Origin of the sequence: Ramlibacter sp. (assembly GCF_035655895.1) — a bacterium.
GTDB lineage: Bacteria > Pseudomonadota > Gammaproteobacteria > Burkholderiales > Burkholderiaceae_C > Ramlibacter.
This window is the reverse complement of the sequence record NZ_DASRTN010000011.1, coordinates 250671-263589: the sequence shown is the minus strand read 5'-3', so window position 1 is coordinate 263589 and position 12919 is coordinate 250671. Positions and strand designations below refer to the sequence as shown.

Sequence of the window (12919 nt, the reverse complement as noted above, 5' to 3'; positions counted from 1 at the left end):
CGCGCAGCCGCCGGCTCAGTCCTTGGGCCGGAACACCAGCAGGATGGGGGTGTGCACGCGGCCGTCGACATCGCGCGGCAGGACCTCCGTGCGGTCCAAGGCGCGCAGCACGGCGTCGTCCCAGGTGGGGCTGCCGCTGGACTTGGCGATGCGCTTGCCGACGATGGTGCCATCGGGCGCCATGCGCACCTCGACCTCGGCCGTCGGGTTGCCGCGCACGTCCTCGGTGAACACGATGTTGGGCTTGACGCGGGCACGGATGCGGCCGGCGTAGCTGTCGGACGGGCCGGAGGAACGCGTGGCCGTGCCGGTGGCCGACGGGCCGCCCGTGGCGCCGGCCAGGCCCTGGATGCGCTTGAGGTTCTCCTCGCGCATCTTCGCCATCCGTTCGTCCTCCTGCTGCTGGCGTGCCTTGGCCTTGGCCTGCTCGTCGCGCTTGCGCAGCTCCTCGGTCTTCTGCCTGGCCAGCTCCTGCTTCTTCGCCTCTTCGGCCTTCTGGCGGGCCAGCTCCTGCTTCTTCGCTTCCTCGGCGCGGCGCCGTTCGGCGGCCTTCTGCCGGGCCGCCTCTTCCTGCCGCTCCTTCTCCTGCGCGAGGCGCTGCTTCTCGCGCTCCAGCGCGATGTCGGCGTCGTTGCGGGTGGGCGGCGGTGGCGGCGGGACCGGCTTTTCCTGCGCCGGAGGCGGCGGTGGAGGCGGTGGCGGCGCCTCGACCGCCTTCGGAGCGGCCTGCTGCACCGTGGGCGACCACAGCTCGGCCTCCACGGCGATGGCGGTGTCGTCCCGCTTCCACTGGACGCCGACGCTCAGGGCGAGCACCAGCAGCAGGTGCGCCAGCAGCGCGAAGGCCAGCGAGCGCGTCAGCCCGGGCTCGGGCGGCGGCTGGAACTCCGGACGTTCGGCGGCGGCGTGCATCGCGTCAGCGGGCGAGCTGCACCGACAGGCCGACGCGCTGCACGCCGGCCCGCTGCAACGTGTCCATCACGCGCACGACGGTCTCGTACTTGACCGCCCGGTCGGCGCTGATGACGACGGCGGTGGACCCGGCCGGGCGCCCGGCCTGGGCTCGGGTGATGGCCGCGGCCAGGGCGGGCAGGGCCAGCTTCGAGGCCTCGGTGCCGTTGCGCATCTCCAGGCTCTCGTCCTTGGCGATCACCACCTCGATCTTCTGGTCGGGCTGGCGGTTGGCCTTGCCCACGCTGGGCAGGTCGATCAGGCTGGGCGTGATCAGGGGCGCGGTGACCATGAAGATGATCAGCAGCACCAGCATGACGTCGATGAACGGGACCATGTTGATCTCGTTGATCGTTCGGCGGCCGCGGCCGCGGGCGGCGACGCTGGGCACGTCAGAGCCTCGAGGAGGGCGCCCCGGCGGCGGTGGCGCTCACGTTGCGTTGCAGGATGTTGGAGAACTCTTCGATGAAGGTCTCCAGCCGGATCGCCACGCGGTCGATGTCGCGGGCGAAGCGGTTGTAGGCGACCACCGCCGGAATCGCGGCGAACAGGCCGATGGCGGTGGCCACCAGTGCCTCGGCGATGCCGGGCGCCACGGTGGCAAGCGTCACCTGCTGCAGGCTGGCCAGCCCGGTGAAGGCATGCATGATGCCCCAGACGGTGCCGAACAGGCCGACGTAGGGCGAGACCGAACCGACCGAAGCCAAAAACGACAGATGCGTCTCCACGGCATCCACCTCGCGCTGGTAGCTCGCGCGCATCGCGCGGCGCGCGCCGTCGAGCAGCGTGCCGGCATCCTGCACGCGCCGCTCGCGCAGTTTCTGGTACTCGCGCATGCCGCTGGCGAAGATCCGTTCCATGGGGCCGGCCAGCTTGGCGTTCTGGCTGGCGGCCGCGAATAGCTCGTTCAGGCTGGTGCCCGACCAGAATTCGCGTTCGAAGTTCTCGTTCAGGCCCTTCACGCGCTTGAGCGCGAACAGCTTGCCGAAGATGGCCGCCCAGCTGGCGATGGACACGGCCACCAGCAACAGCATGACGGCCTGCACCACCCAGCTGGCGCCCAGCACCAGTTGCACGATCGACAGGTCTTGGTTCATCGGTTCACAGCTTCCAGGATCATGGCGGGGATTCTCGCAGGCCGCAGCGTCAGGGCGTCGACCCAGCCGATGCGGATGGTGCCTTCGGCCAGGACGGTGCCTGCGGGTTGAAGCAGCGCGGACTGCGAAATGGTCAGCGACGCGCCCCCTGCGGCTTGGAGCTGTGCCGTCACCAGAAGTTCGTCGTCCAGGCGCGCCGGCCGCAGATACCGCACTTCGGTGGCCGACACGACGAACATGCCGCCGGTCTGCTCGCGCAGCCGGTGCTGCCCCACGCCGAGGGAACGCAGCCACTCGGTGCGGGCGCGTTCGAAGAACTTCAGGTAGTTGGCATAGAAGACGATGCCGCCGGCATCGGTGTCTTCCCAGTAGATGCGGACCCGGTGCTGGTACGCCATCGGGGCTTTCAGGGCGCCATCGCGCGCAGGCGGCGCGCGGCTTCCTGCAGCTGCTCCATGCTGCTGGCGGTGGACAGGCGGATGAAGCGGCGGGTGTCGGCGCTGCCGAAATCGCGGCCCGGCGTCACGGCCACGTGCGCACGCTGCATGATCTCGAAGGCCAGCTCCCAGCTGCCCGGCAGGCCGAGGCGCTCGCACCAGCCGGTGCAGTCGGCCCAGGCGTAGAACGCCCCGTCCGGCACCACCGGCACGGACAGGCCGACCGACTCCAGTGCCGGGATGAACCAGTCGCGGCGCGCCTTGAACTCGGCCCGGCGCCGCTCGTACTCGGCGATGCTCTCGGGCTCGAAGCAGGCCAGGGCCGCATGCTGCGCCACCGTGCTCGGGCAGATGAACAGGTTCTGCGCCAGCCGCTCGATCACCGGCACCAGCGCATCGGGCACGACCAGCCAGCCCAGCCGCCAGCCTGTCATGTTGAAGTACTTGGAGAAGCTGTTGACGCTCACGACCTGGTCGTCCAGCGCGAGCGCGGACTGGCCGAAGCGCGACTCGTGCGACAGCCCGAGGTAGATCTCGTCGACCAGCGTCACGCCGTCACGGGCGCGCACCACCTCGTGGATGCGGCGCAGTTCGTCCGGCTCGATCGAGGTCCCCGTGGGATTGGAGGGAGACGCTAGCAGAACGCCGCGGGTGCGCGGCCCCCAGTTCGCCTCCACCGCCGCGGCGGAGAGCTGGAAGCGTTCGGCGGCCGTGGTGGGCACCAGGACCGCGGTGCCCTCGGCTGCGCTGACGAAATGCCGGTTGCACGGATAGCTCGGGTCCGGCATCAGGATCTCGTCACCCGACTCCACCAGTGCCAGGCAGGCCAGCTGCAGGGCAGCGGAAGCTCCCGCGGTCACCACGATGCGGCGGGCCGGCACGTCCAGGCCGAAGCGCTGGGCGTACCAGCCGCTGATCCGCTCGCGCAGGGGCTCCAGGCCGGTGGCCTGGGTGTACTGCGTGCTGCCGGCGCGCACGGCACGTTCGGCGGCGGCCTGCACCAGCGGCGGCGCGGTGAAATCGGGCTCGCCGATGTTCAGGAACACCATCGGCCGGTCGCCGCCGGCCACCTCGCGGGCCAGCCGGGAGGCGGCCTTGGCCACCTCCATCACGTAGAACGGCTCGATGCGCTGGGCGCGGGTGGCGATGCGCATCAGCAGTCCCTCTGGCCCGGGAGACGGCACGCCGTGGTGCCGCGGGTCGACCGGCTGCTCACGGCCGCGCCTTCCCGGCGGCCTTGTCCGCCTCGACCTCGGCGCTGCGCAGCTTCGGCGCCAGCCCGTTGAGCACCGCGTTGACGTACTTGTGGCCGTCGGTGCCGCCGAACTCCTTGGCGAGTTCGATGCATTCGTTGAGCACCACCCGCCACGGCACGTCGGCGCAGTGCTGGAACTCGTACGCGCCGATCCACATCACCGCGTGCTCGATCGGCGAGATCTCCTCGAGCTTGCGGTCGAGCAGCGGAACGATGAGGGCGTCCAGCTCGGCAGCCTGCTCGATGCAGCCGTGCAGCAGGGCGTCGTAGTGGGCCGAGTCGGCCTTGTGGAAACCCGAGAGGTCGCGGGTGAAATGGTCGATCGACTGGGCGTCGTTGCGGCCGACCAGGTGCTGGTAGAGCGCCTGAAGGGCGAATTCGCGGGCACGCGTGCGGTTGGACTTCACGGACGCCTTGCGGGCGCCAGTGGCCGTGCGGCCCGGGGCCTTCGGCGGGAACTTGGCGTCGTCGGTCATCCGATGGCTTCCAGCAGGTTGGCCATCTCGACCACCACGCGCGCGGCATCCACGCCCTTCTCGGTCTGGCGCGCGATCGCCTGCTCCATGTTCTCGGTGGTGAGGATCACGTTGGCGATCGGCACCCGGTAGTCGAGCGACACGCGGGTGACTCCGGCCGCCGATTCGTTGGCCACCAGCTCGAAGTGGTAGGTCTCGCCGCGGATCACGCAGCCCAGCGCCACCAGCGCGTCGTAGTGGCTCTTCTCGGCCATGGCCTGCAGGGCCACGGGGACCTCGAGCGCGCCGGGGACGAACACGTGGTCGATGTGCTCGGGCTTCACGCCCAGCCGCGCCAGTTCGCCCTTGCAGGCCTGCGCCAGCGCGTTGGTGATCGGCTCGTTGAAACGTGCCTGAACGATGCCGATGTGCAGGCCCTTGCCTTCCAGCCGGTCGGCCTTGCCTTTGTCTGCGCCAAACATGGTGTCCTTATCGTGGTGTGGGGGCGAGGTGGCCGGCGATCTCGAGGCCGTAACCTGCCATGCTGGGCAGACGCCGCGGCGTGCCCATCAGGGTCATGCGGTGCACGCCGCACTCGCGCAGGATCTGCGCGCCGACGCCGTAGGTGCGCAGGTCCATGCGCCCGCGCTCGGGCGCCTGGGCCGAACGGGCCGTGCCTTCGAACTGGGCCAGCAGCTGCTCGGGCGACTCGCCGCAGTTGAGCAGCACGGCCACGCCCTTGCCGGTCTGCGCGATGTGGCGCAGGCTGGCATCCAGGCTCCAGGAGTGCATCGAGCGTTCGGTCTCCAGCGCGTCCAGCACCGAGAGCGGCTCGTGCACGCGCACCGGCACGGTCTCCTGCGGATCCCAGCGCCCCACGACCAGCGCGAGGTGCACGCCCTGGCTGGGCTTGTCCTGCCAGGCGTGCGCCTCGAAGCGGCCGTACGCCGTCTGCAGCACCCGCGAGCCGACCTTGCGGACCAGCGACTCGTGGCGGCTGCGGTACTCGATCAGGTCGGCGATGGTGCCGATCTTCAGCCCGTGCTCGGCGGCGAAGCGCTGCAGGTCGGGCAGGCGGGCCATCGTGCCGTCGTCCTTCATGACTTCGCAGATCACGGCGGCGGGCGTGAGGCCCGCCATGCCGGCGAGGTCGCAGCCCGCTTCGGTGTGGCCGGCCCGCATCAGCACGCCGCCGTCGACCGCCTGCAGCGGGAAGATGTGGCCCGGCTGCACCAGGTCTTCGGCGCGGGCCTCGCGGGCCACCGCGGCCTGCACGGTGCGCGCACGGTCGGCCGCCGAGATGCCGGTGGTCACGCCTTCGGCGGCTTCGATCGAGACGGTGAAGGCCGTGCCCATCTTCGTGCCGTTGCGGGCCACCATCGGCGGCAGCCGCAGCCGCTCGCAGCGCTCGCGGGTCAGCGTCAGGCAGATCAGGCCGCGGCCGAAGCGGGCCATGAAATTGATGGCTTCCGGCGTGACGTGGTCGGCCGCGAGCACCAGGTCGCCTTCGTTCTCGCGGTCCTCCTCGTCGACCAGGATGACCATGCGGCCGGCGCGCATGTCGGCGACGATCTCCTCGACCGGGGAGATGCCCACCGGGTTGAGCACCGCGCTCATGCGGCCACCTTGCCGGGCGCGACGCCGGCGCCGAGCATCCGCTCGACGTAGCGGGCGATCAGGTCGATCTCGAGGTTGACACGGCTGCCTTCGCGCAGGGCATGGAGGGCGGTGTTCTGCACGGTGTGCGGGATCAGGTTGATGCTCAATTCGCAGCCTTGCGCCGCGTCGTGCACGGCATTGACCGTCAGGCTCACGCCGTTGACGGTGACGGAGCCCTTGTAGGCCAGGTATTTCGCGAGGAAGGCAGGCGCCAGGACGCGCAGCTCGTGGCTTTCGCCGACCGGCGCGAACCGCGTGACGGTCCCGATGCCGTCGACGTGGCCGGCGACGATGTGGCCGCCCAGCCGGTCGTGCGCCCGCAGCGCCTTTTCGAGGTTGATGGGGCCGACTTCGGCCAGGCCGCTGGTCTTGTCCAGCGATTCGGCCGAGATGTCGATGGTGAAGCGGTTCTGCCCGGGGTCCAGGCTGGTGACCGTCATGCAGGCGCCGTTCAGCGCGATGCTGTCCCCCAGTCCCACGTCGCCCAGGTAGCCGGCGGGAGCCTCGACCGTGATGCGCTTGCCGTGCTGGCGGGTGCTGCCGAGGTCGTGGACGGCGGCGATCCGCCCCACGCCGGTGATGATTCCGGTGAACATCCTCGCATTTTCCCATGCCGCGCGGGGCAGGGTCGCTGGCTGGTCCGGAGGCCCGCCGCGACCAGGGCTTGCTGCCACGGCGGGTGCAGGGCGATGGGGGGCGGGGCCCGGCTAGAACCGGCTGCGGCCTTGCACGCGTGCGACCAGACGCAGGTCCGGGCCGACCCGGTCCAGCGTCTCGAACTCCAGCGGCAGGGCGTCGGCCAGTGCGGCGAGCGGGCCGAAGCTGGCCATGCCCTGGCCCTGGCCCAGCAGCTTGGGCGCCAGGTAGACCAGGAACTCGTCCACCAGGCCCTCGCGGACGAGCGAGCCATTGAGCTTGAAGCCGGCCTCGACGTGGAGCTCGTTCACCTCGCGCCGGGCCAGGTCGCGCAGCATGGCCGCCAGGTCGACCTTGCCGCCCGGGCCGGGCAGGGCGATGACCTCGGCGCCGCGCGCCTCGAGCTCGACGCGACGCGGTGAATCGGGCGCCGCGCAATAGATCCACAGGCGCCGCCCGGGCAGGAACAGGCGGGCGTCGGCCGGCAGCTCCAGCCGGCTGTCCACCAGCACCAGGATCGGCTGGCGGGCGGCCGGCGCCAGCCGCACGTCCAGGCGCGGGTCGTCCTGCAGCACGGTGCCGATGCCGGTGAGGACGGCCGTGGCGCGGGCCCGCCAGGCGTGGCCGTCGGCGCGCGCGGCCTCGCCGGTGATCCATTGGCTGCGGCCGTCGTCCAATGCCGTCTTGCCGTCCAGCGAGGCAGCGATCTTCAGCCGCACCCAGGGCGTGCCGCGCAGCATGCGGCTGAAGAAGCCGATGTTCAGCGCGCGCGTCTCGGCTTCGCCGGGCCCCACCTCGACCTCGATCCCGGCGGCGCGCATGCGTTCGAAGCCGCGGCCGCCGACCAGCGGGTTGGGATCCTGGCTGCTGGCGACCACGCGGGCGATGCCGGCGGCCACCAGCGCGTCGCAGCACGGCCCCGTGCGGCCCTGGTGCGAGCAGGGCTCCAGCGTGACGTAGGCGGTGGCGCCGCGCACGTCGTGGCCCAGCGCGGCGGCATCGCTCAGCGCCATGATCTCGGCATGTGGTCCGCCCGCCTGCTGGGTGTGGCCTTGCCCGAGCAGCTGGCCATCGCGGCCGACCAGCACGCAGCCGACGCGGGGATTCGGCTCCGACAGCCCGACCGCCTGGCGCGCGAGGGCCAGGGCCTGCTGGACGAAGGTCGGGTCGGCGTTCATCGGACGATCCTAGCGTGGCAGCCCGGTGCCGAACGCGACCTCGATGCGCACCTGGGACCGCACCGGCCGGGCATCGAGCTCGCCCGGCGAGAAGCGGGTGGCCAGGAAGGCCTTCTGCACCGCCTCCGCGAACACCGGGGGCACGTCGGCCGTTTCCAGCTTCACGCGCTGCACGGTGCCGGCCTCGTCGATGAAGAGGGCCACCCGGACCTTCAGGTCGACCACGCCCTTCACCTCGTCGGGGAACGGAATGGACACCTCGTCGCGCGGGCGCGGCGGGACGGTCAGGCGGCTGCGGGGCAGGTACTCCGGTTCGCCGGCCGGCTGGGCAGCCGGTGCTGCCAGGGGTGCGGCGGTGTCCTGGGGGACGGAGGGGGCGGGCGGGGGAGACGCCGGCGGCAGCTTGGCCGCCTGGACCGCGCCGACTGCGGCCGGCTGCGGAGCCAGCGGTGCGGCGGCGGGCGCCTGGGGCGCCGGGACGTGCCGCAGCTTCAGCTTGCCGCCGCCCGGTCCTGTGGCCGGGGGCGCCGGCGCTGCCGCCGTCGGCCAGCCCAGGAGCAGGCCGGCGTGCAGGGCGATGGCCGCGGCCACCGCCAGCCGGAACGCGGGCTGTGCCAGGGGATCAGTCCGCCAGCTCACGCCAGGAGGTCCGGCGCAGGTTGTTGCCCGAGGAGGGCAGGGAGGTCTTGTCGGTCTGCAGCGTGGCGTCGCTTCGCGTGGTGATCGTCACGATGCTGCCGTCGCCGCCGTCGCCGATCTGGACCGTGGTGAGACCCTGGACCAGCACGTTGCCGACGTAGCTGACCGTGGCCGCACCCGTCAGGATGTCGAACCGGTACAGGAACGACTCGCCGCCGACCGTGCACGCGGTGTCGCTGGGCAGGATGGAGGCCACCGTCAAGGTGTTCAGCGTGAGCTGCGGGTTCACCGTGACGCGTTCGCCGCCGACCGGGAAGTCCATGCGCCAGCCCGACTTCGTCAGCCAGTTGACCGGCGACGCGGTGACCGTCCGGCCCGGCTTCTTGTCGGCGGTCGTGATGGCCGCCGAGGACTGCACGACCAGGTCGGTGCCGTCGCGCACGGTTCCCAGCGACGTGTTCGTCAGGGGATCCTTGACCGCATACATGGACTGCACCTTGCTGTTGCCAGGATCGGCACCGCCCAGGTAGCGGCCAGTTCCGACATAGACGACGGAGAAGACGCCGCCGTTGTAGCGGACCTCGGCGAGCATGGGCTTGGTGGTGATGCTCTGCGGCGTGCCATCCGGGCTGGTGAACTTGGCCAGCTGCAGCGCGGCCTGATGCGGCTCGACCAGATTGTCGATGTCGAAGCGCCACAGGTTGCCCAGGACGTCGCCGGCGTAGAAGCGCTTGGCCAGGTTGTTGTCGACGTCGTCCACCCACACGTTCAGCTTGGCCAGGCCACTGGGCGTGGCGGAGTTCCCGGCCGCAGTGTTGTCGGGCAGCATGGTGCTGATCTTCGTCAGCTGCGCGCCGGTGTTCGCGTCCAGCACGTACAGGTGGCCGTTGCCGTCCCCGGTGTTCACGTTGTTGTAGCCGGAGGTGAACACGACCACCCAGGTGCCGTCGGCTCGCTTGGTGATGATCGGATTGCCGAACGTCAGGCCCAGGTCGGTGTCGCGGAACTCCCACAGGAACTTCGGATTCGCGGGGTCCGTGACGTCCAGTGCGTAGTAGCCGCGGCCGCCCGCGTTCAGGCCACCCACGACAATGGTTTTCCAGCCCGGCGTGTCGCCGGTGCCCACGTAGATGTCGCCCATCTGCGGCGAGCCGTCCACGAAGAACGAGTGGTTGCTGGCATACGCCGTGTCGGCCAGCTTGTAGAGGTTCGGCAGGACGAACGAGGGGATGAAGGCCCACAGTTCCTTGCCATCCGCACGATCGAAGGCGTGCAGCATCCCGTCGTTGGCGCCAGCCAGCACCACGGCCTGCCGGGTCGACTTGAGCGACGCGAACGTCGCGTAGTTGTTCTCGGTGTACTTGAACGCCGGTTTGCCGACGTACAGCGGCGAGGAGCCGATGATGTCGCCCAGCACCGCCTTGCGGGCGCGGTAGGAGGCCAGGTTCTGCGTGCCCCGCAGATAGGACACCAGGTTGGCGCCGCTGTCCGCATCGGTGGTCTGGGCAGCGTTGAAGTCGACGCATTGCGCCGGCTTGGCCCCGTTGCCCGCACCGGCCTTGCTGCAGAAGCTCGTGAAGTGCGCGCCGTAGCTGTCGTCGGACAGGTTCGTGAAGGTGAACTCGCGCAGATTGACTGCCCCCGCCGTGGGATTCGGCTTGGGATAGTAGATCTTGCGGTCGATGGGGGCCTTGGTCTTGAGCTCGGCCTGGGCCGACCAGGTCGGTGCCTTCGAGATCGTGCCCAGCTTGGGATCGATGGTGTATGCCAGCACGTCGCCGGTCCAGTCCTGGGTGGTGAACTGCGCGACGTAGACGTCGTTGTCGTTCTGCACCGGCTGCAGCGAGCTGGTGGAGGCCGCGGCGGCCGCGCCGGTCACCGGGAGGATCTCGTCGAATGCGCTCTTCAGGCTGGCCGCCAGGCTGGCCGGATCGCCGGCGCTGAAGTACTGCCCGCGCCCGTTGACTGCGGCGTGCCACAGGTCGTCGGTGTTTTCCGCGCCCTTGGTGGCGCCGGGGACCGGCCAGTCCTTGCTGCGGTTGAGGATGCTGACGAAATCGCCGGTCGTCTGGGTCAGGTAGTTCTTGTCGTAGTTCAGCAGCCCGCTCACACCCAAACCCAGGGTGAAGGTGGTCATGTGCTGCCAAGCCGCGGAGTCGCCGAAGGAGCGCTGTGCGACGTCGGTGTTGCCAGGCACGTTGTCCCGGCACACGTCGGTGCCGAGGGCGCCCGAGCAGTTGCCCAGGTCCGTGTGGCGCAGGTCGGTGTTGTAGTAGTACATGGCCACGTCGGCCAGGGAGTTGGCCGAGCCGCCCGACTTGGTGGTGTTGCTCGTCGTGGTGTGGGCAGACTCGGTCGTGTCGGACGAGACGGGCGTGGACACCACGGCGCCGTTGGTCGTGTTGTCAGAGTTCGGCGAGGACGGCACCGAGGCGATGGTCACCGTCCCGGTGAACGGCGTCGTCGTGGTCGCCGGCACGCTCGAGCTGGTCACGCAACCCGACGTCGTCGGTGCGACCGCCGGGGTGAAGGCGCTCGTGCCCGAGTAGCTCGCGACGGTCGTGCTGCTGCTGCTGCTGGTTGCCGTGCCGGTGGTCACCGTGGCCGAACTGGTCGAGGACGTGACCTGCGGCGCCGTGTTGGTCGTGGTGTCCGACGTCTGGACCCCATTGGTGACCACGGTGGTGTGGGTGTACGACGTCCGCGTTGTGGTGGTCACCGTCACGGTCGAAGTCGACGGCGTGGTGGTGGTGGTGCTCACGTCCGCCCGGCGGAAATCGGCGTTCTTCACCATCTTGAAGGTGCGGTAGACCCCCTGGCCGGAATTGCACGAGGCCGAGACGGCCGGTTCGAACGTGTAGGTGCCCCCGCCGGTCGCGGTGCCGCTGGTGCTCGAGACGTTGTACCGGAAGCTCGTGCTGCTGAGTACCGTCACCGTCGTGCTGCTGTTGTTGAAGGTGCTCGAGCCGGTGCCCGAGCCGCCGCTGACCTTGATGGTGTCACCGGTGACGAACCCGTGCCCCCCGGCGATGGTCACCGTGACCACGCCCGCGTTGCGGGTCATGTTGCTCCCGGCGAGCGTGAAGCTCTTGGGAACGAAGATGTTCAGGTTCTGCCACTCCGCGCCCGCGGCCTTTGCCGTGACCGTGTCGTCGCGGGTCGTGACCACCTGCTTGCGCGTCCTGGGCGTCATGTCCGTGCGGACGTCGACCCTGGTCGTGGTCCAGGTCTCGGTCGTGGTGACGGTCTCGTTGCCGCCGTCGTACATCGGCCGCAGGGTGGCGCCGCCATCCTGCTGTCCGACCACGGTCAGGTTGTCGAGCTTGAACGGCCCGAAGTTGCTTGCCGCGACGCCGGCGGTGCCGCTGTCGGGCAACGGCGACGCCTGCGTGGGGCTCTCGTTGCCCACGTTCCAGTATCCGTCCGTGGACAGGATGGTGTAGTTGCGCTGGCAGGAGTACTGCATCGGATCGCGGACCTGGCCCGGCGCCTTCTTGGCGAAGTAGCGACCGGCGAAGGAGAGTGCACCGCGCAGGGGCGTGTTGCCGCCAGTGCCGGCTGCTTCCACCGCGGTGTAGAACGCCGCCTTCTGGCCGGCATCGAAGTCGGCGATGTCCAGGAAGTCGGTGCTCGACTCGGCGGTGGCGTTGTGGATGTTGGTGAAGCCGATCCGGTACTTGGCGTCGATGTCCTTGAAGGCCAGGGAGATTGACGACTTCATCATCTTCATCCTGGTGCTGTAGTACAGCATCCAGTTGGCGAAGTTCTTTTTCTCCTGGGCAGTAGAGGAGTTTGTGACCGTTACCGCTGTGAAAACTGCATTGCCCGGAGGTGCGCCAATGACACTGTCACACTCCTTGTAGAACGTGGTCGTCCTGATCACGCCGGAGGAGGTGTAGGTGTACGACAAGGGCGCCGGACTTCCGGTGTACTTGTTGTACCGGTAGTAGGTGGTGGGCACCGGCTGCCCTGTCCCGATCCGCGGGGCCGAGAAGGTTCCGGTGCCCTTGATGAACGAGCTGGACAGGTCCAGCACGAGGTCACCGGTGCTAGCGCTCCAGCTGACCACGTCGCCGGTGAAAAAACGCGTGCGGTCACCGTCCTGATAGACCGTGACGGTCGTGTCTGCGTCGTACCACTTCTTGTTCCGGTTGTTGGTCGTGACCCGAACGGTCAATCTGGTCGTCGTGCGCGCAGCCGGCATCGTGATCGTGCCGTTGAGGGTTCGCGGATCTGTTGTCTGTGCGATCGGGTCAGATTCGCTGAACGTTGCATCCGGCTTTGATGTTCCGTCGGCGTTCAAGGGCGGCAAGTAGGTGATCGCGGGGTTGTATGCGACTCCGTTGCACTGCGACGAGAGCTTGCCGTACTTGGTGTCCGCGAAGTTCGACACGTCGGGCAGGTAGTCCCAGCCCATCGAGCCCGAGTCGTCCAGGACGAACAGGATGTTGGGCTTCACCAGGCTCGTCGACGAGGTGAAGAGGGGCGCGTTCGCGATGTCGGTGCTGGCGGGCAATGCAGTGCCCGCGGCAGTGACCAGCAAGGCGGCCAGCAGGTGCTGCAGCAGCGCGGAGAAGTGGGACGGTCGGAATCGCTTCATGGCGGGACCTTT

The 12919-nt window shown here is 69.4% G+C and carries 12 protein-coding genes; all 12 read right to left on the bottom strand.

Features of this window, described 5'->3' with window-relative positions; translation table 11 throughout:
* Positions 1-15: 15 nt before the first annotated feature.
* On the bottom strand, positions 16-912 hold the full coding sequence (locus VFE82_RS13625) for a cell envelope integrity protein TolA (protein ID WP_325000859.1): 897 nt from the start codon (positions 910-912) through the stop codon (positions 16-18).
* Positions 913-916: 4 nt separating this feature from the next.
* Entirely contained in the window at positions 917-1342 is a 426-nt protein-coding gene (locus VFE82_RS13620; RefSeq protein WP_325000858.1) for an ExbD/TolR family protein, read from the bottom strand.
* A gap of 1 nt (position 1343) precedes the next feature.
* The gene (tolQ, locus tag VFE82_RS13615) at positions 1344-2048 is read right to left on the bottom strand and encodes a protein TolQ (protein WP_325000857.1); all 705 of its coding nucleotides are present in this window, start codon (positions 2046-2048) and stop codon (positions 1344-1346) included.
* Positions 2045-2446 (bottom strand): tol-pal system-associated acyl-CoA thioesterase, encoded by a 402-nt coding sequence (gene ybgC / locus VFE82_RS13610; protein ID WP_325000856.1) that lies wholly within the window; start codon positions 2444-2446, stop codon positions 2045-2047. Before ybgC ends, tolQ begins: the two co-directional genes overlap by 4 nt.
* A gap of 8 nt (positions 2447-2454) precedes the next feature.
* The gene (locus tag VFE82_RS13605) at positions 2455-3639 is read right to left on the bottom strand and encodes a pyridoxal phosphate-dependent aminotransferase (RefSeq protein WP_325000855.1); all 1185 of its coding nucleotides are present in this window, start codon (positions 3637-3639) and stop codon (positions 2455-2457) included.
* A gap of 58 nt (positions 3640-3697) precedes the next feature.
* Positions 3698-4216 (bottom strand): transcription antitermination factor NusB, encoded by a 519-nt coding sequence (nusB, locus tag VFE82_RS13600; RefSeq protein ID WP_325000854.1) that lies wholly within the window; start codon positions 4214-4216, stop codon positions 3698-3700.
* The gene (gene ribH, locus VFE82_RS13595) at positions 4213-4677 is read right to left on the bottom strand and encodes a 6,7-dimethyl-8-ribityllumazine synthase (RefSeq protein ID WP_325000853.1); all 465 of its coding nucleotides are present in this window, start codon (positions 4675-4677) and stop codon (positions 4213-4215) included. Before ribH ends, nusB begins: the two co-directional genes overlap by 4 nt.
* A gap of 7 nt (positions 4678-4684) precedes the next feature.
* Entirely contained in the window at positions 4685-5812 is a 1128-nt protein-coding gene (ribBA, locus tag VFE82_RS13590) for a bifunctional 3,4-dihydroxy-2-butanone-4-phosphate synthase/GTP cyclohydrolase II (protein WP_325000852.1), read from the bottom strand.
* Positions 5809-6450 carry a riboflavin synthase gene (locus VFE82_RS13585; protein WP_325000851.1) on the bottom strand — a complete coding sequence of 214 codons (642 nt, stop codon included), beginning with the start codon at positions 6448-6450 and terminating at the stop codon, positions 5809-5811. The genes ribBA and VFE82_RS13585 overlap by 4 nt, the downstream gene beginning before the upstream one ends.
* Positions 6451-6561: 111 nt before the next feature.
* A complete protein-coding gene (gene ribD, locus VFE82_RS13580) occupies positions 6562-7668 on the bottom strand; it encodes a bifunctional diaminohydroxyphosphoribosylaminopyrimidine deaminase/5-amino-6-(5-phosphoribosylamino)uracil reductase RibD (RefSeq protein ID WP_325000850.1) in 1107 nt (368 codons plus the stop codon).
* 9 nt (positions 7669-7677) lie between these two features.
* Positions 7678-8307 carry an energy transducer TonB gene (locus tag VFE82_RS13575; protein ID WP_325000849.1) on the bottom strand — a complete coding sequence of 210 codons (630 nt, stop codon included), beginning with the start codon at positions 8305-8307 and terminating at the stop codon, positions 7678-7680.
* Positions 8291-12907 (bottom strand): pilus assembly protein, encoded by a 4617-nt coding sequence (locus VFE82_RS13570; protein ID WP_325000848.1) that lies wholly within the window; start codon positions 12905-12907, stop codon positions 8291-8293. The genes VFE82_RS13575 and VFE82_RS13570 overlap by 17 nt, the downstream gene beginning before the upstream one ends.
* Positions 12908-12919 lie beyond the last annotated feature (12 nt).